Source organism: Hymenobacter fodinae (genome assembly GCF_004745825.1).
GTDB lineage: Bacteria > Bacteroidota > Bacteroidia > Cytophagales > Hymenobacteraceae > Hymenobacter > Hymenobacter fodinae.
In genome coordinates, this window is record NZ_SRLA01000002.1 from 385,671 (window position 1) to 403,361 (window position 17,691).

Annotated in this window: 16 protein-coding genes and 1 tRNA gene; 5 read left to right on the top strand and 12 right to left on the bottom strand. The window is 56.7% G+C overall.

What is annotated here, in order from left to right:
• Window positions 1–13 precede the first annotated feature (13 nt).
• The 5 genes from kdpA to EU556_RS08920 form a co-directional block, all read right to left on the bottom strand.
• Window positions 14–1,714 carry a potassium-transporting ATPase subunit KdpA gene (gene kdpA, locus EU556_RS08900; protein WP_135433337.1) on the bottom strand — a complete coding sequence of 567 codons (1,701 nt, stop codon included), beginning with the start codon at window positions 1,712–1,714 and terminating at the stop codon, window positions 14–16.
• A gap of 17 nt (window positions 1,715–1,731) precedes the next feature.
• Window positions 1,732–1,812 carry a K(+)-transporting ATPase subunit F gene (gene kdpF / locus EU556_RS26810; protein WP_135434718.1) on the bottom strand — a complete coding sequence of 27 codons (81 nt, stop codon included), beginning with the start codon at window positions 1,810–1,812 and terminating at the stop codon, window positions 1,732–1,734.
• A 349-nt stretch (window positions 1,813–2,161) separates the two neighbouring features.
• Window positions 2,162–3,289, bottom strand: a complete 1,128-nt coding sequence (locus EU556_RS08910) for a TlpA disulfide reductase family protein (protein WP_135433339.1) — start codon at window positions 3,287–3,289, stop codon at window positions 2,162–2,164.
• A gap of 127 nt (window positions 3,290–3,416) precedes the next feature.
• The gene (locus EU556_RS08915; RefSeq protein WP_135433341.1) at window positions 3,417–4,769 is read right to left on the bottom strand and encodes a sigma-54-dependent transcriptional regulator; all 1,353 of its coding nucleotides are present in this window, start codon (window positions 4,767–4,769) and stop codon (window positions 3,417–3,419) included.
• Window positions 4,770–4,901: 132 nt separating this feature from the next.
• On the bottom strand, window positions 4,902–5,522 hold the full coding sequence (locus EU556_RS08920; protein ID WP_135433343.1) for a hypothetical protein: 621 nt from the start codon (window positions 5,520–5,522) through the stop codon (window positions 4,902–4,904).
• Window positions 5,523–5,738: 216 nt separating this feature from the next.
• Between EU556_RS08920 and metG the strand changes: the two genes are divergently transcribed.
• A complete protein-coding gene (metG, locus tag EU556_RS08925; protein ID WP_135433345.1) occupies window positions 5,739–7,784 on the top strand; it encodes a methionine--tRNA ligase in 2,046 nt (681 codons plus the stop codon).
• Window positions 7,785–7,958: 174 nt separating this feature from the next.
• On the opposite strand, the gene pth is transcribed toward metG, so the two are convergent.
• The 4 genes from pth to EU556_RS08945 form a co-directional block, all read right to left on the bottom strand.
• Window positions 7,959–8,522: an aminoacyl-tRNA hydrolase gene (pth, locus tag EU556_RS08930; protein ID WP_135433347.1), complete on the bottom strand. Its 564-nt coding sequence runs from the start codon at window positions 8,520–8,522 to the stop codon at window positions 7,959–7,961.
• Between the two features lie 214 nt (window positions 8,523–8,736).
• The gene (locus EU556_RS08935; RefSeq protein ID WP_135433349.1) at window positions 8,737–9,309 is read right to left on the bottom strand and encodes a 50S ribosomal protein L25/general stress protein Ctc; all 573 of its coding nucleotides are present in this window, start codon (window positions 9,307–9,309) and stop codon (window positions 8,737–8,739) included.
• A 168-nt stretch (window positions 9,310–9,477) separates the two neighbouring features.
• Window positions 9,478–10,407, bottom strand: a complete 930-nt coding sequence (locus EU556_RS08940) for a ribose-phosphate pyrophosphokinase (protein ID WP_135433351.1) — start codon at window positions 10,405–10,407, stop codon at window positions 9,478–9,480.
• Window positions 10,408–10,584: 177 nt separating this feature from the next.
• Window positions 10,585–10,657: transfer RNA gene (locus EU556_RS08945), tRNA-Gln, on the bottom strand.
• A gap of 267 nt (window positions 10,658–10,924) precedes the next feature.
• On the opposite strand from EU556_RS08945, the gene atpD reads away from it, so the two are divergent.
• The 3 genes from atpD to EU556_RS08960 all read left to right on the top strand — a co-directional run bounded on the left by atpD (window position 10,925) and on the right by EU556_RS08960 (window position 14,015).
• Window positions 10,925–12,430 (top strand): F0F1 ATP synthase subunit beta, encoded by a 1,506-nt coding sequence (atpD, locus tag EU556_RS08950; RefSeq protein ID WP_135433353.1) that lies wholly within the window; start codon window positions 10,925–10,927, stop codon window positions 12,428–12,430.
• An 80-nt stretch (window positions 12,431–12,510) separates the two neighbouring features.
• Window positions 12,511–12,756, top strand: coding sequence for an ATP synthase F1 subunit epsilon (gene atpC / locus EU556_RS08955; RefSeq protein WP_135433355.1), 246 nt, complete (start codon window positions 12,511–12,513; stop codon window positions 12,754–12,756).
• A gap of 134 nt (window positions 12,757–12,890) precedes the next feature.
• Window positions 12,891–14,015, top strand: a complete 1,125-nt coding sequence (locus EU556_RS08960) for a trans-sulfuration enzyme family protein (protein ID WP_135433357.1) — start codon at window positions 12,891–12,893, stop codon at window positions 14,013–14,015.
• A gap of 109 nt (window positions 14,016–14,124) precedes the next feature.
• Here the strand turns inward: EU556_RS08960 and EU556_RS08965 are convergent, their stop codons facing one another.
• From EU556_RS08965 to EU556_RS08975, 3 genes are all read right to left on the bottom strand, one after another.
• Window positions 14,125–15,282: a DegT/DnrJ/EryC1/StrS family aminotransferase gene (locus EU556_RS08965; RefSeq protein WP_135433360.1), complete on the bottom strand. Its 1,158-nt coding sequence runs from the start codon at window positions 15,280–15,282 to the stop codon at window positions 14,125–14,127.
• A 127-nt stretch (window positions 15,283–15,409) separates the two neighbouring features.
• Window positions 15,410–16,126, bottom strand: coding sequence for an acetyltransferase (locus EU556_RS08970; RefSeq protein WP_135433362.1), 717 nt, complete (start codon window positions 16,124–16,126; stop codon window positions 15,410–15,412).
• Entirely contained in the window at window positions 16,123–16,779 is a 657-nt protein-coding gene (locus tag EU556_RS08975) for a sugar transferase (RefSeq protein WP_135433364.1), read from the bottom strand. Before EU556_RS08975 ends, EU556_RS08970 begins: the two co-directional genes overlap by 4 nt.
• Before the next feature lie 67 nt (window positions 16,780–16,846).
• Here EU556_RS08975 and ispE point away from each other — a divergent pair, with 67 nt between their 5' ends.
• On the top strand, window positions 16,847–17,659 hold the full coding sequence (ispE, locus tag EU556_RS08980; protein WP_135433366.1) for a 4-(cytidine 5'-diphospho)-2-C-methyl-D-erythritol kinase: 813 nt from the start codon (window positions 16,847–16,849) through the stop codon (window positions 17,657–17,659).
• Window positions 17,660–17,691 lie beyond the last annotated feature (32 nt).

The following is a 17,691-nucleotide window of genomic DNA, read 5'->3' on the forward strand; positions in this document are numbered from 1 at the left end:
GGCCTAAGACGCCCTAATACAGACCGAAGTGCTCGGCTAAGGGGCCTAGGGCCAGGGCTGGGAAGAAGGCTAGGGCAGCCACAATAATGATGACGGTCAGTACCATCACCCCGAAGGTGGCGGTGTCGGCGCGCAGGGTGCCGGCGCTTTCCGGGATGTACTTTTTGCGAGCCAGCAGCCCGGCAATGGCCACCGGCCCGATGATGGGCAGGTAGCGCGAGAGCAGCAGCACTACCCCCGTGCTGATGTTCCAGAAGGGTGTATTGTCGCCGAGGCCCTCAAAGCCGGAACCGTTGTTGGCCGAGGAGGACGTAAACTCATAGAGCATCTCCGAGAAGCCGTGGAAGCCAGGGTTAGCCAACCAGCCCGCGTACTCGGTGGGGTTGCCGGCATAGGTGTGGGCGGCCAAAGCTGTACCCGCCAAAATCAGCAGGGGGTGGAGCAGCGTCACGATGACGGCAATCTTCATTTCGCGGGCCTCAATTTTCTTCCCCAAAAACTCCGGGGTGCGGCCCACCATCAGGCCGGCAATGAACACGGCTATAATGAGGTAGGCAAAGAAGTTGAGCAGGCCTACGCCGCAGCCCCCGTAAAAGGCATTCGTCATCATGCCTAGTAGCTGGTTCATGCCGGAAAGCGGCATGAAGGAGTCGTGCATGGAGTTGATTGACCCGCAGCTGATAACCGTGTTGGTAATGCTCCAGTACGCTGAGGCCGCCGCCCCAAAGCGGATTTCCTTGCCCTCCAGCGCCCCCAGGTTTTGGTTGATGCCCAGGCTGGTAATGGCGGGGTTGCCGTGCAACTCATAGTACACCGTGGGTGCCAGCAGGGCCATAAACCCGATAGTCATGACCCCAAAAATCATGTAGGCCAGTCGGCGGCGCTGGAGGTAAAAACCCAGCGCAAACACCATGGCAAAGGGAATAATGCAGAGGGCAATGTTCTCGACGGCGTTGGTCAGGTAATTGGGGTTTTCGAGGGGGTGGGCCGAGTTGGCCCCAAAAAAGCCGCCCCCGTTGGTACCCAACTCTTTAATAGCCACCATGGCAGCCACTGGCCCCCGACTCACGGCCACCGAGTCGCCCTGCAGCGTGATGAGCTGCTGCTTGCCCTGCAGAGTCATGGGGGTGCCGTTGAAAGCCAGAACAAGTGCTATCAGCAGAGCGCCGGGCAGTAGCAAGCGCGTGAGGCTTTTCACAAAGTAATTGTAGAAGTTGCCCAGCTTCTCGGTGGTGCGCGATTGTAGGGCGTTGAACACCACCACGGCGGCAGCTAGGCCAGTAGCGGCCGTCACGAACTGTAGGAAAGTAATCACCACAATTTGCGACAGGTATGACAAGCCCGACTCGCCGGAGTAGTGCTGCAGGTTGCAGTTCACCAGAAAGGAAATGGCCGTGTTAAAGGCCAGGTCCGGCGACATACTGGGGTTGCCATCGGGGTTCAGCGGCAGGCTACCCTGGGTACAGAGGATGAGCATAGCCAGCAGAAACCACACAAGGTTGATGGTGAGCAGAGCCAGCATGTGCTGCTGCCAGCTCATCTCGCGCTGCGCATCAATGCCGGCAACCCGAAAAATGCCGTTTTCTACGGGCCGCATGAAGTCGAGCAAGTTCTTCTCGCCTCGAAACACGCGGGCCAGATAAGCGCCCAGGGGCAGGGCCAGCACCAGCGTAAGCAGATACATGCTGCCGATGCCGAGTAGTTCGTTGGTCATGAGTGTAGGAGGCTGAATTAGAATTTCTCCGGGCGGAGGAGCACGTAGCAGAGGTAGCCGAACGTAGCAAGGGACAGAATAAAGAGGGTGACCATCATGGCGCGGCGGGGTTAGATCTGATCGAAAAAATCAACGGACTTGTAGAAGAGCCAGAAGCCCGCCAAGCCTGTGGCTGTGAGCAGCGGAATCAATAAGGCAGGTGCCATAAGCAGGTGTGGTTAAGCATGTGCCGACCCATCTGCCAATCCCGACCCGGCTTTGCAGTAGAGTGGGTTTTATAATTGTAACTAGCAGATTGACAGGGATAAATATTTTAATAGGAGAGTGAGGCAAGAGGCCTAGACGCAAAAAACCGAGTCATTCTGACTCGGTGTGTCGGTCAGAATAACCCGGTTTGATAGGCGAGTGAGAAGTAGCGCAGTGGCCTGGGAGGCCTGAGGAGTATTGCTATTTAATGTGTTGGGCCAAGGCGGCTCTCAGCTCTGCGCCTTTCAGGTTAGCGGCTATGATTTTGCCGGTGGGGTCAACCAGGTAATTCTGCGGGATGGCGCGCACTGCATACGACTTGGCGGCGGCATTCTCCCACCCGCGCAGATCCGATACCTGCGTCCAGGCCAGTTGGTCGTCTTGAATGGCCTTTACCCATTTAGCCCTGTCTTTTTCGTTATCAAGCGACACCCCCAGTACCTCAAAGTTGCGGCCTTTATACTCGTTGTAGGCTTTGGCTACCGATGGGTTTTCTTGGCGGCAGGGGCCACACCACGAGGCCCAGAAATCAACCAGTACGTACTTGCCTCGGTAGTCGCGCAACGATACGGTTTTGCCGTCGGGGGTTTTCTGGGTGAAGTCGGGGGCCTGAGCCCCAATAGCTACGGCTTTCAGACCGCGTACCAACTCGCCATACTCCCGACCCTGGGGACTGTTCTTAAGGGTGGGGCTGAGCGACTCGTAGAGTGGGCCTACCGTGTTGTACTGCGGTAAATCCATCATTTGCATGCCTAGCAGAGCATCTAGGCTGGCCCAGGAGTCCGGGTTGGCCTTAATAAATGCGTAGTAAGAATTGGCAATCTGCCTGTTGAAGGCCTCGAACTTAGTTCTCAGCTGCTCTTTAAAGGCAGGATCTTGACGCTGCTGTTCGGTGGCCTTCTGGGTCTCGGCTCCGAAAGCCTGAATATTCGCAATAATAGGCTTTATTGATTCCGTGAGGCGCATGTAGTCCGTGGTGGCCGGGCCGCCCTTGAGGGTAGCGTGCGCCAATGAGTCGGGGCTAGTGACGAGCAAGGTGCCGGGCTCTAGGAAAACGCGGGTACGGTCTAGCGGGCCATACATGCTAGTCAAACGGCCCTTGCGCCGGAAGACAAGGTCGGCGGTAACAGGCGTTTCGGTTGTACCCTTGAGTTCGAAGGCACCATTTTTCAATGTTGCTGAGTCCGTTACAGTCATTCCTCGCACCAGATACACTTTGGCGGGCGCATTCAGCGTGCCAAGCTTACCCTTAATAACGAAGGGTGTAGATGTTTGCGCGCTGGCCACCCATGGTGTGGACAGCAGGAGGCATAATAGAAGCTTTTTCATTGGAATGGGAATAGAGATATAACGAAACAACTGCTGGCATATGAGCACCAAATGCCTGACAGTTAAATAACGAAAAATTTAGTTATAGTATATACGACTTGTCTATATAAGGCTTCATTTAGCTCAATTACAGTCCGTACTCCTGAATTTTGCGGTAGAGCGTCTTGGTTCCGATGCCGAGCTGGCGGGCCGCTTCCATCTTGTTACCGCCGGTTTCGTGCAGCACGAGCCTGATCTGCCGCTTCTCCATCGTGCGCAACGTGCGGTCGGAGGCTTCGTCGGTGGTGGGCTCTGGGGCGAAATGGTGAAACTCGGCAGGCAGGTCGTCGGTGGTAAGGGTGTCACCGTCGGCGAGGATGGCGGCGCGCTCCAGCACGTTCTTTAGTTCCCGCACGTTGCCGCGCCAGTCGTGGCGGCGCAGCTGGTCCAGGGCCTCGGGCTCTAGGCCACTCAGGCGGCGCCGCAGCTTGGCCGCAAAGAACTGCAGGAAGTAGTTGGCCAGCTCATCTACATCCTCGCGCCGCTCATTCAGGCCCGGCACCGGCACCGTGAATACGGAAAGACGGTAGTACAAATCGGGGCGGAAGTGGCCTAGCTCGGCTTCTTGGCGCAGGTTGCGGTTGGTGGCAGCCACAATACGTACGTTTACAGTGGTAGGCTTGGTATCACCCAGCTTGGTAAACTGTTGAGTCTCGAGTACCCGCAGGAACTTGGCCTGCACATTCAGCTCCAGCTCCCCAATTTCATCCAGAAACAAGGTGCCGCTGTTGGCTTCTTCCAGCAGGCCTTTTTTATCGGCCAGCGCCCCCGTAAAGGCACCCTTGCGGTAGCCAAACAGCTCCGACTCCAGTAAATCTTTGGGGAAGGCCGAGCAGTTTACCGCCACAAAGGGCTTGCTGCGGCGCGCACTGGCCTGGTGGATGGCCTGGGCAAACAACTCCTTTCCCGAGCCGGTAGGACCCTCCAACAGCACGGTACTGTCGGTAGGGGCGGCGCGTTGAGCCAGCTTTTTAGCCTGCGTCAGTGCCGCTGAGTGGCCTATCATGCTCTCGAAGCTGTACTGCGCGCCTACTTTCTTTTCCAGGTCGGCCACCCGCCGCTGCAACCGCGCTTTCTCGGCGGCCCGGTCTACCACTACCACTAGCTGGTCATCAGAGTCGCCCTTAGTCAGGTAGTCGAAAGCGCCTTCCTTCATGGCCCGCACGCCGTCGGGAATGGTGCCGTAAGCGGTTAGCAGAATAACCTCTGCCAGCGGTGCGACCTGCTTGTAACGGGGCAGCAGGTCGAGGCCGTAGCCGTCAGGCAGCTTCACATCTGATAGCACAACCAGCACTTCCTCCGCGTACTGCCGCAGCGTTTCCAGGCCCCGGCGGGCATCGGGGGCTTGCAGCACCGTGTAGCCCTCCAGTTCCAGCATGCGGCTGATGGCCTGGCGAAGCGTTGTTTCGTCGTCGATAAGTAGCAAAGTGCCGGTGGGCATAGAAAAAGGAGAGGGGGGTGAGCTATTGGCGGGCAAGGTAGGTAGCCCAACGCAACTGCTAGGCCCACCAACCACAAAAAAGCCCGCTGCTCCAAGACAAGAGCAGCGGGCCAGATTGGCAGCAACAAGAGATTATTGCACCGAATCGGAGGTGGTACCTTCGCCTGCTTGTGCTACGCCGTTGCTGTTTTGGTTAGGAGAAGCGGACTTGCTGTTTGCAGGGCGAGTGCGGTTAGTGGTGGTGGCCGTCGGCCGCTTAGCCACTGGCCTAGGCCGTGCCGCCGTCGGGGCCGCCACTACGGGCGGTGCTGCGGCTGGTTTAGCCGCCGGCCGGGAGCGGGGCGCCGTTGTGGGAGCCACTTGAGCAGCTACATCGGTCGAAATGCTGTCGGATGCGGCGAGGGTGCCGTTTTCGCGGTGTTGCACAATAGAATGCAGGGCCTGCTCAAACAGACGCTCCGTATCGGCGTCGAGGCGACGGGTGGCTTCCTTCACCACTTCCTCGAGCTTGGCTTTGGTTTCCTTCCGGATACGCTTCACCATTTCTTTCATGCGCGCATCCAGCTCTTTCTGCAACTGCTTAGCGGCCGTTTTGAGCGCTTTCTTCTGATCTGATTTTTTACCGGTGCGGGGGTCAGAAAGCTCGGCAGTGCCAGCTTGCGCGTTTTTCGCCGCCTTGCGCTCCGCCTTTTCCGCGGCGTTCTTCTCCTTTTTGCCCTTTTTGGCGGGTTTCTCCTGATCGGTGTTTTTCATGACGAAATAAGAGTGAGGGGGTAGTCAGGTGCGGGGGATGGTTGCAGTAGATACGAGTAAACTCCGCAGTAGTCTGTTAAATATAGAAGGATTTGCAGGTTCATTTGTTTATAGAATACTCACCGCGCACCTTTCCTCTTTTTTACTCGTTCCTTTGCGCCCGAATAGTCTGCTCCCGGTGGCCTAGCTCATTTCTGAATTTCCGAATTCTCTCACATGTCCAGCATTCCCCAACGCTATACCGTTACGGCGGCCCTGCCGTACGCCAACGGCCCCGTACACATCGGCCACCTAGCCGGCGTATACCTGCCCGCCGATATTTATGTGCGCTACCTGCGCGCCCAGCAACGCGACGTAAAATTCATCTGTGGTTCCGATGAGCACGGCGTGCCCATTACCATCCGGGCCCAGAAAGAAGGCGTCACGCCCCAGCAAGTAGTTGATAAGTACCACGCCATCATCCGCGACTCGTTCCAGGATTTCGGCGTGTCGTTCGATATCTATTCGCGCACTTCCTCCAAAACCCACAGCGAGGTAGCTAGCGGCTTCTTCAAGAAGCTGTATGAGGATGGAAAGTTCATTGAGCAAACCTCGCAGCAGTACTATGATGAGAAGGCCGACCAGTTCTTGGCCGACCGCTACATTGTGGGCACTTGCCCCAACTGCGGCAATGAAAATGCCTACGGTGACCAGTGCGAGAAGTGCGGCTCCTCGCTGAGCCCGACCGAGCTGATTAACCCACGCTCCATGCTCTCCGGTAACCAGCCTGTGCTGCGCGAAACCAAGCACTGGTACCTTCCCCTCGATCAGTACGAGCCCTGGCTGCGCGAGTGGATTGTGGAAGGCCACAAGCAGGACTGGAAAACCAACGTGTACGGCCAATGCAAGAGCTGGATTGACCAAGGCCTGCACCCCCGCGCCGTGACCCGCGACTTGGACTGGGGCGTACCCGTACCGGTGCCTGGCGCCGAGGGTAAAGTGCTCTACGTGTGGTTTGATGCGCCCATTGGCTACATTTCGGCTACCAAAGACCTGCTGCCCGACACCTGGGAAACCTACTGGAAAGACCAGGGCACCAAGCTGGTGCACTTCATCGGTAAGGATAACATCGTCTTCCACTGCATCATCTTCCCCACGATGCTGAAGGCCCACGGCGACTACATCCTGCCCGATAACGTGCCCGCTAACGAGTTCCTGAATCTGGAAGGCGACAAGATCAGCACCTCGCGTAACTGGGCCGTGTGGCTGCACGAGTACCTGCAGGATTTCCCCGGCCAGGCCGATGTACTGCGCTACGTACTCTGCGCCAACGCCCCCGAAACCAAGGACAACGACTTTACTTGGAAGGATTTTCAGGCGCGCAATAACAACGAGCTGGTAGCCAACCTCGGCAACTTCGTGAACCGCGCGCTGGTGCTCACCCACAAGTTCTTCGGAGGGCAGGTGCCCGCCGCCGTGGGCTTCACCACCGAGGACGAGGATGTGCTAGGCCAGTTGCGGGAGTTCCCGCAGCGCATCGGCGACCTGATTGAGGCCTACCGCTTCCGTGATGCGCTCAACGAGCTGATGAATTTGACCCGCCTCGGCAACAAGTACCTCGCCGACACCGAGCCCTGGAAACTCATCAAGTCGGATGAAGCTCGCACCGGTACGGTCCTGCACGTGGCGCTGCAGCTGGCCGCCAGCCTCGTAACGCTCATGGAGCCCTTCCTGCCGTACTCGGCCCAGAAGCTAGGCCACATGCTGAACCTCGCGCCCGGTACCTGGCCTAGCGCCGGCCGCCCCGACGCGCTGGCTGCCGGTCACCAGCTAGGCGAAGCGGCCCTGCTCTTCACCAAAATTGAAGACGCCACCGTGGAAGCCCAGGTGCAAAAGCTGCTCGATACCAAAAAGGCTAACGAACTGGCCGCCGCCAAAGCTGCACCAGCTAAGGAAGACGTCAGCTTCGAGCAGTTCCAGACCATGGACCTACGTATCGGCACTATCGTAGCTGCCGAAAAAGTAGCCAAAACTAAAAAGCTCCTTAAGCTGAGCGTAGACCTTGGTTTCGATGAGCCCCGCACCATCGTCTCGGGCATTGCCGAGCACTTCCTGCCCGAGGCCCTTGTAGGCCAGCAAGTGCAAGTTCTCCTGAACCTCGCGCCCCGCGAAATCAAAGGCATACAAAGCCAAGGCATGCTCCTCATGGCCGAAAACGCCGATGGTGTGCTGAGCCTCATGCAGCCCAGCAGCCCCGTGCGACCTGGTTCGGGAGTGGCCTAGAAGGTACCTCATCTGCCAGCCTCCTCTCCCCATAGAGGGGGGAGCCTGCCCTCAAGTCTAGTACTGCGCATATCCGTGTAAACAAACGAGCCGCTGATGCATTAGCGGCTTGTTTGTTTTATGGGTATTTGGCTTCTCCTCTCCCATAGAGGAGGGGGGCAGGGGGAGAGGTCCCTATTTTACATTAACCACGTTCATGGCGCGCTCTAGGCCTACGGTGCCAAACAGCAGTACGGCTTCTGCCGCTTTCTCTAAACGGCCTTCCAGATCAATCTTTTCATCGGCTGAGAATGGGCTGAGCACGTAATCAACCTGCCGGCCTTTGCTGAACGTGGCATCAATGCCGAAGCGCAGGCGGGCGTACTCGTCAGAGCCGAGCGTTTCCTGGATGTGCTTGAGGCCGTTCTGCCCGCCCGCCGAGCCTTTGCCCTTCAGGCGCAGCTTGCCGAAGGGGAGGGCCAGATCATCAGTTACCACCAGCATCTGCTCCTTCGGGATTTTGAGCGTGCTCAGCCAGTGCGCGGCAGCTTTGCCGCTCAGGTTCATGTACGTGGTAGGCTTGGCTAGCACAAACGTGTGGCCTTTGTGCTTGATTTCGGTAGTGAAGGCGTGGCGGCCCAGTTCAAAGCTGGCGTCGTGCTTCTTGGCCAGGTAGTCGCCCACCATAAAGCCCACGTTGTGCCGCGTATCGGCGTACTCCGGCCCAATGTTGCCCAGGCACAGAACAAGAAACTTCATACAATCACGGATTTAGACGGATTAAACGGATGGCACGGATTCGGGTGTCGGCTTACGGCTGCAGCAAAGGCATGGGAGAGGCCTAGGCCAGTGCAACGGCGCCAATGAGCAGACAAGAAAAAAGCCGCTCTGCGAGAGCAGAACGGCTTTTTCGGTCGACGGAAGAACTCGGGCACGATATCGTGTAATCCGAAAATCCGTCTGAATCCGTGATTTATTTGTCGGCCTGCATCTGGCCTTTCAGAGCACGTGGGATGGTTACCGTGGCGATAGGAGCCAGCGGGTTGGTGAGGATGGTGTAGCCCTGAGGCTCAACCTTGTTCACCTTCACCGATTTGCCCAGCTCCAGGTCCGAGATGTTAACTTCTACTGAATCGGGCAGGTTTTCGGGAGTAGCCTTCACTTTTAGCTTACGCAGCTTGCTAACCAGCTTACCACCAGCCAGAACGCCGGGCGAAACGCCAACGAACTTAACAGGAACTTCCATTTTCACTTCTTTGCCTTCCTGCAGCTCTAGGAAGTCAACGTGCAACAGCATTTCGTTCACGGGGTGGAACTGAGCGTCCTGCACGATAGCGCGACGGATGTCGCCTTCGATGTTCAGCTCAACGATGTGAACTTCAGGAGTGTACAACAGTTCGCGGAAGAGGATAGCGGGAGCAGAGAAGTGAATTTGCTCGGTGCCGCCGTACAGTACGCAAGGAACGTACGAGTCCAGGCGCAGCGCCTTGGCGTCCTTCTTACCGAGATTCGCTCTTTTAAACCCTACAATCTCGAGGCTTTTCATAAAAGTGTGCTTTTGAAGAAATAACGCTCACCCACAGCAGGTAAACGGGCCGCAAAGATAGGCCTATAGTTTGGGAAAGAAAAGGCTATATATAAAAGAACCTCATGCAGAGCACATCCAACTGCGCTCTGTATGAGGTTCTGACTTACTACTTAATTACCCAGAGGCCTAGATAAAGAGTGAGCTAATCGACTCGTGAGTCACCACATTGCGGATGGCTTGCGCGAAGAGGCCAGCCACGGAGATAACCTTGATCTTGTGGTTTTCTTCTTTTAGCGGAAGGGTGTCGGTAATTACCAGTTCTTCCAAAACGGAATTACGAATCCGCTCGTGAGCGGGGCCGCTTAACAAGCCGTGGGTAATAACCGCCCGTACTGATTTAGCACCGCGCTCCATCAGCAGCTCTGCCGCCTTACAGATGGTGCCAGCCGTATCCACAATGTCATCGACGAGGACGACGTTCATGCCGGCTACATCACCAATTACCTGCATAGAGGCAATTTCATTGGCCCGCAGGCGCATTTTGTCGCAGACAACAATCTCAGCGCCAAATTTCTTGGCGAAGGCCCGGGTGCGCACCACGCCCCCTACGTCGGGGGAGGCGAAGATGAGATTGTCGAGATTGAGTGACTTAATATAAGGTGCCGTTACCGTGGCCCCATCCAGATGATCCACGGGAATGTCGAAGAAGCCCTGAATCTGGCCAGCGTGTAGGTCGCAGGTCATTAGGCGGTCGGTGCCCACGCTCTGTACGATGTTCGCCACTACTTTGGCCCCGATGCTCACGCGCGGCTTGTCTTTGCGGTCTTGGCGGGCGTAGCCCATATACGGCATTACAATGTTCACCTTGTAGGCCGAGGCACGCTTAGCGGCATCTACCATCAGCATCAGTTCCATCAGGTTTTCGGCCGGCGGGTTGGTGCTCTGAATCAGAAACACCGCGCAGCCGCGCACGCTCTCATTGAAACTGGGGCCAAGCTCCGTATCGGCGAAGCGCTGGATGCTCAGGTCGCCGAGGGTCGTGCCATAGGCGGCAGCAATCTGTTCACCCAGTTCGCGGGAGGCATTACCCGCGAATATTTTTACCTGCTGTGACATGGGGGTAGGGGGTAGAGGAGGAAAAGTAGCCGTTCTGCGTGCGGTAAGCAGCCTAAACCGCTCAGAATTAACTGTTGAGGTTGCTTGCAGCACTCAGAATGGATAAAACTGAAAAAGCGAAAGGCGCCGACTCTTCCGGAAGAGGAAGAATCAGCGCCTTTCGCTTAACTTAGTCGGTTGTCCGACCAGGGCTCGAACCTGGACTTTCTTGAATCAAAATCAAGCGTGTTGCCAGTTACACCATCGGACAATTTCCCTTGCGGTAACCAAGTGGTTGTGCCGTTTCGGTGTGCAAATGTACCAAGGCTTTTTTTCAAGGCAAATATTCTTGCAAAAATTTTTTGCGAAAGTTTAAGCTAATACGGTCGAAAAAGCCCTTTTTGCTCTGATTTTCAGCCTGTCAGGCGTTAAAAAAAAAGTTGGTGGCTGCGGCTCGTCCGCAGCTTTGGCAATGCCGGGATTAAGCCGTAGTTTTGCGGCCTCAAACGTTGCACCCCATCCCTTATATAAGAACGCAATGGCGAATACCGGCAAAATCACCCAGGTTATTGGTCCCGTCGTGGACGTAAGCTTCGCGGGTGAAGGCTCCAAGCTTCCCAACATCCTCGACGCCCTCCAAGTCACGAAAGACAACGGCCAGGTGGTGATTCTGGAATGCCAGCAACACCTCGGCGAAGACCGTGTGCGCACCATCGCCATGGACTCGACGGAAGGCCTGACCCGTGGCGCTGAAGTGAGCGACCTAGGCGCCCCCATCTCTATGCCCACCGGCGACAGCATCAAGGGCCGTTTGTTCAACGTAATCGGTCATGCCATCGACGGCATTCCGCAGCCGAACAGCACTACGCGCCTGCCAATTCACCGTCAGGCTCCTGCTTTCGAAGAATTGGCTACTTCCTCGGAAGTGTTCTTCACCGGCATCAAAGTAATTGACTTGCTCGCTCCGTATGTAAAGGGCGGTAAAATTGGTTTGTTCGGTGGTGCCGGTGTAGGCAAAACCGTACTGATCCAGGAACTCATCAACAACGTAGCCAAGGCCTACTCGGGTCTGTCGGTGTTTGCTGGCGTAGGCGAGCGTACCCGCGAAGGCAACGACTTGCTGCGTGAATTCATTGAGGCCAACATCATTCGCTACGGCGAGGAGTTCAAGCATTCGATGGAAGAAGGCGGCTGGGACCTCTCGAAAGTAGATCAGCAGGAGCTGGAGCAGTCGCAGGCTACCCTCGTGTTCGGTCAGATGAACGAGCCCCCCGGAGCCCGTGCTCGTGTGGCCCTGTCGGGTCTGACGATTGCTGAGAGCTTCCGCGATGGTGATGGCACTGGCGCTGGCCGCGACATCCTGTTCTTCATCGATAACATCTTCCGCTTCACCCAGGCTGGTTCGGAAGTATCGGCTCTGCTGGGCCGTATGCCTTCGGCCGTAGGTTACCAGCCCACGCTGGCTACTGAAATGGGTGCCATGCAGGAGCGTATCACTTCTACCAAGCGTGGTTCTATCACCTCGGTACAGGCCGTGTACGTACCTGCCGACGACTTGACTGACCCGGCTCCGGCTAACACCTTCGCTCACTTGGATGCCACCACGGTATTGAGCCGCAAAATTGCCGAGCTGGGTATCTATCCCGCCGTTGACCCGCTGGACTCGACCTCGCGCATCCTGGACGCTGCCGTTCTCGGCGACGAGCACTACAACACCGCTCAGCGCGTGAAAGAGATTCTGCAGCGCTACAAAGAACTGCAGGACATCATCGCCATCTTGGGTATGGACGAACTCTCCGAGGAGGACAAGCAGGTAGTAAGCCGCGCCCGTCGTGTGCAGCGCTTCCTGTCGCAGCCCTTCTTCGTGGCTGAGCAGTTCACCGGTCTGAAAGGCGTACTGGTTGACATTAAAGACACCATCAAAGGCTTCAACGAAATCATCGACGGCAAGCACGACCACTTGCCCGAGGCTGCTTTCAACTTGGTAGGCAACATCGAAGATGCCGTAGCCAAGGGTGAGAAGCTGATGGCGGAAGCCAAGTAATTTGGTTGTTGATTGTTGGAAGTTGATTGCCTGTCATTCAGCTTCCAACAATCAGCTGTCAACAATCAACAACCAACGATATGCATCTGGAAATCATCACGCCGGACCGGAAAGTATTTGAAGGCGAAGTTTCGTCGGCTCAGTTTCCGGGTACCGATGGACTGTTTGAAGTTCTGAACAACCACGCACCCCTTATCTCGGCCTTAAAGGCCGGTGAAGTAGTGGTGAATGGTGGCGCCGGCCGCGAGTCGTTCCGTATTGAGGGCGGCGTGGTTGAGGTGCTTCGCAACAACGTAATCGTGCTGGCTGAAGGCGCTTCGGTATAGTTTAAGCCCAGACACATAATAAAAAGCCTTTCCTTTGCGGGAAAGGCTTTTTTGCTTTTAAGCCCTGGCCTAGAGTAGCACCCACTGCTCCGCCACTACCCGTTTTCTATCTTAGCTCCGGTTTCTCACTCCGCATGGAAATCCACCCCAAAATCACCCCCATTTATCAGACCTCTGTTTTCAAGTTTGATGACTTAAATGAGTTGGAGCAATACTTTGGGGAGCCGGGTAGCCGGTATATGTATTCACGCAACGGCAACCCTAACTCCGATGAGCTGGCGGAAGCTGTAAACCGGTTGGAAGGTGGTGCTGGAGCTATTGCTACGGGCTCGGGTATGGCCGCCATTTTTGCGGCCCTGCTGGCTTTCTGCAAGGCTGGCGACCATGTGCTGTGCGCCGCTGATATTTATGGGGGCTCTTCCAGCCTGCTAAACGCGGAGCTGAGCCGCATGGGCATCACGGTTACGTATGTGCCCTTTGAGCAGCTCTACGATCTAGGCCAGTACGTGCAGCCGACTACGCGCCTGTTGCTAGCTGAAACGTTGAGTAACCCACTGCTGCGTGTGGCCGATCTGCGCCAGCTTGCTACTGAGTGCCATAAGCATGGCTTGAAGCTGGTGGTGGATAATACGTTTGCCTCACCCATCATCACGAAGCCGCTAGGCCTAGGAGCCGATATCACGCTACACAGCGTAACCAAGTATATCTCCGGCCACTCTGATGTGACAGCAGGGGTAGTGGTGGCCGCCGATGCGGAGGTAGCCGCCCGGCTCAAGCAAATAGGTATGTACTACGGCCTCACGCTAAGCCCCATGGAAAGCTGGCTGGCTGTGCGGGGCCTTAAAACCCTACGCCTGCGGATGCGGGAACATAGCTATAATGCGTTGGCTATTGCCCAGTTTCTGCAGGAGCAGCCTGCTGTGCGGGCCGTGTACTACCCTGGCCTAGCAGATCACCCCCAACATGCCCTGGCAAAGGAACAGGGCCAAGGGCTATTTGGTGGTATGATGTCCTTCCGCCTAGCCGACGATAATGAAGTTGTTAACGGCTTCATGCAACGGTGCCAGCGCTTCCCGTTTGCTCCCTCGTTGGCGGGGGTAGATTCGTCGCTGTCGTACCCCCTGGGTACTTCGCACCGCTACCTTACTCCGGAGCAGCAGCAAGACCTAGGTATTACGGTTGGGCTCATCCGCTTATCAGTGGGAATTGAGCCGGCTGAGGAATTAATAAAGGATCTGCAGCAAGCCCTCAACGCATAAGTGTTTTTTATACCAAGGCAACTTTTCTTGTACTAACAATTTAAAGCTTTGTGCTACTAGTACTGCCTAGGGAACCTTATGTACTCACCAGACAAATTTTGTGCTAGTTCTACTGAGCCTCTTTGCTTCTTATAACAGCTTTAGTTGCGGCGGCAATGCGGTTTAAGTCGGCTTCGGTAAGGGCTGATCCAGAAGGCAGGCATAAGCCGTTGGTAAATAACTCCTCACACACACTGCCGCCATACATGGGGGCAGCGGCAAAGAGCGGCTGCAAATGCAGGGGTTTCCATAGCGGCCGGCTCTCAATGTTGTGCGACTCCAGGTGCAGGCGCAGTTGTTCTGGGGTAGTATCAGTTTGAATTGGGTCGAGGATTACGGTGGTGAGCCAGCGGTTAGAGCGGCCTCCCGTGGGCTCCGTCTGACTAATGGTTAGGCTAGGTACCGTCTGCAGGTTTATTTTATACCACTGGTGTATCTCGCGGCGCTTTTTTACCCGGTCTTCCAACAGCTCCATCTGTCCGCGGCCGATGCCCGCCAGTAGGTTACTTAAGCGGTAGTTGTAGCCGATATCGGAGTGCTGGTAGTATGGGGCTGGATCTTTGGCTTGCGTAGCCCAGAAGCGTGCTTTTTGTGCCCATTCTGAGTTGTTGGTAACTAAGGCGCCGCCCCCGCTCGTGGTGAGTATTTTATTGCCATTAAAAGAGAAAACCCCTACGGCTCCGAACGTGCCTAGCGGCTGGCCATTGTAGCGTGAGCCCAGCGCTTCAGCGGCATCTTCCAGAACAGGAATTTCAAACTCTGCGGTTACTTCTAGCACTTCCTGTACTTTGGCCGGCATGCCGTAGAGGTGCACCAGAATAAGGGCTTTGGGCTTGCGGCCCTGCTGAATCCGGTCTTCTATTGCCTCGCGTAGCCGCTGCGGGCAGATGTTCCAAGTGTCGGCTTCACTGTCAACAAAAACCGGCTTGGCCCCCAAATAGACGATGGGATTAGCCGTAGCCACGAACGTGAATGAGGGGCAAAGTACTTCATCACCGGGCCCTACACCCAGCAGCCGAAGGCCCAGGTGAATGGCTGCTGTACCCGAGGTCAGAGCCACGCAGTGGCCAGCGCCGGTAAATTCGCAAATGTCGCGCTCGAAGCCGTCAAGATTTGGGCCGGCGGGGGCTACCCAGTTGTCCTCAATAGCTTTATGCAGGTAGTTTAACTCGTGGCGGCCGAGGTGGGGCGGAGAAAGAAAGATTCGGTCGTAATCCTGGCTGCGCATAGAGTGAAATAAGCTTGGGGCTACTGACGGCAAGTAAACCGACGTTCTATCGGCAAGATAGGCATATCAGATAGGGGCCTGGTCGCTACGCATAATTTGCTGCAAACCCTAAGTAGTGCAAGTGGCGTTACTTGTGCTGCTTAATAGCGTGAGCGGGCACTCCTACAGCCGTGCAGTCGGCGGGCAAATCGCGCACGGCTACGGCCCCCGCCCCAATAATGGTGCGAGCCCCAATGCGCACTTGATTGATGACAGTAGCATTGGTGCCCAGGTATACACCCTGCTCCAGGTACGCCTCGCCGCCCACGTTGGCGTGCGGCATGAGAGAGCAGAAATCTTCCAGTACAGCATCGTGGCCAATGGTACAGCCGAGGTTTAGCAGCACGTGGTGGCCTAGCCGAATATCACAGGTGAGCACGCAGCCCTGGCTAATGATGCAGCCGGGCCCAAGCTGAAGCTGTTGGTACGGCTGGCAAGCCACTCCCGGATGCACAAGGGTGGCAAATGAGAGTAGCGGTGAGGTAAGATGGCTGGCTAGGGTAGCACGGCTCCGCCCGTTGCCCACGGCAATAACCACGTGCAGCGGCTCGATGGTAGCGTTTAGGGCAGCGCTAGAACCCAAGTAAGGTAGCCCGTGAATGGTAGGAGTAGCGGGTACCCGATCATCATAAAACCCCAGAATGTTCCAGGTTAGGTGAGCTTCGTTGATCTGGCGCGCCAGCATCAGTACCTCCCGGCCTAGGCCACCTGCGCCCACAATGACCAAGCGCGGTAGCACGTCCGTCGCTGCTAGGCCACTTCGGTCTAGGGTAGAAGGGGAGACAGGGTGCTGAGGATGGCTCATGAAGTAGAGGACGAATTAGGGGAAGAAGGAGTGCCGGTGAAGGCGGTGGTGGTGGCTTGACCGGGAGCCGTGATGCCCGAAGCACCCAGAACCCGCGAAGCGGTGCGCCACAGAATACGCAAATCGAGCCCGAAGCTGAGATGATCCACGTACCAGACATCAAGCGCAAACTTTTGCTCCCAGGAAATGGCGTTACGGCCGTTCACCTGCGCCCAGCCGGTAATGCCCGGCCGTACCTCATGGCGCCGGGCTTGCTCAGGAGAGTACAGCGGTAAATATTGCTCCAGCAGTGGCCTAGGGCCCACCAGGCTAATGTCGCCGCGCAGCACGTTCCAAAGCTGGGGCAGTTCGTCGAGGGAAGTGGCCCGCACCCAGCGGCCGAGCCGGGTGAGACGGTCGGCATCGGGCAGGAGGTGGCCTAGCGCGTCGCGGTGGGAGGTCATAGTCTGCAGCTTGTACAGCACGAAGACTTGCCCGGCCAAACCGGGCCTACGCTGCCGAAACAGCCAAGCACCCTGGTTCTGCACCGCCAGCGTCAACGCCACTGGTACAAGCAAGGGCAGGCTTATCAGCATCAACGGAGCCGCCAAGGCTACATCGAGCAGGCGCTTGCCGTAACGGGCGTACCAAGAAGCAGATGGGGCGACAGTCATGCACAACAAAGCTACTGGTCTGGGCCGACAGATAGCGCAAGTAGTGGCAGAGCGCTAGCTTTGCCGTATGCTCGTTTTTCCCAATGCCAAGCTCAACCTAGGCCTCTACATCACGGGGCAGCGCCACGACGGCTTCCGCAACCTCGAATCGGTGTTTGTGCCGCTGCCCTGGACCGATGCGCTAGAAGTGCTGCCCGCCGCCAAAACCAGCCTCGCCCTCACGGGCATTCCAATTCCCGGTGAGCCAGACACGAACCTCTGTTTGCGGGCCTACGAGCTGCTCAAGACTGATTTCAATCTGCCGCCCGTGCAAATGCACCTGCACAAGCTGGTACCCATTGGGGCAGGCTTGGGCGGTGGCTCCGGCGACGCAGCTTTTGTCCTGCGCGCACTCACCGATTTATTTAAGCTTGAACTGTCCACGGAAGCTCTACAGGCCTACGCCCGCCGTTTGGGCTCTGATTGCGCCTTCTTCATCCGTAATAAACCGGTGTTTGCCTACGAGAAGGGCGACGTGTTCGAGGATATTGCGCTGGACCTGACGGGCGTGGCCTGCAAAGTCGTGTATCCGGGCCTGCACATCAGCACAGCCGAGGCCTATAGTCGCGTAACAGCCCGCCCGCCGCGCCACGAGTTGCGGGCCGCCCTGGCCCAGCCCCTCGAAACTTGGCGAGAAACCGTCAGCAATGATTTTGAGGATGCCTTAACCCCGATTTATCCGGTACTGGGCGAAATTAAGGAGGCCCTGTATGCTGCAGGGGCGGCATATGCCAGCTTGTCGGGGTCCGGCTCGGCCGTGTATGGGCTTTTTCCTGGTTTAGAATTACCACCGCAGGTAGCTTTTCCAACTGAATACACCGTGTGGAATGGCCGTCTGTAAGTCGGCCTAAAACAGAACGACCTGCTAGGTTT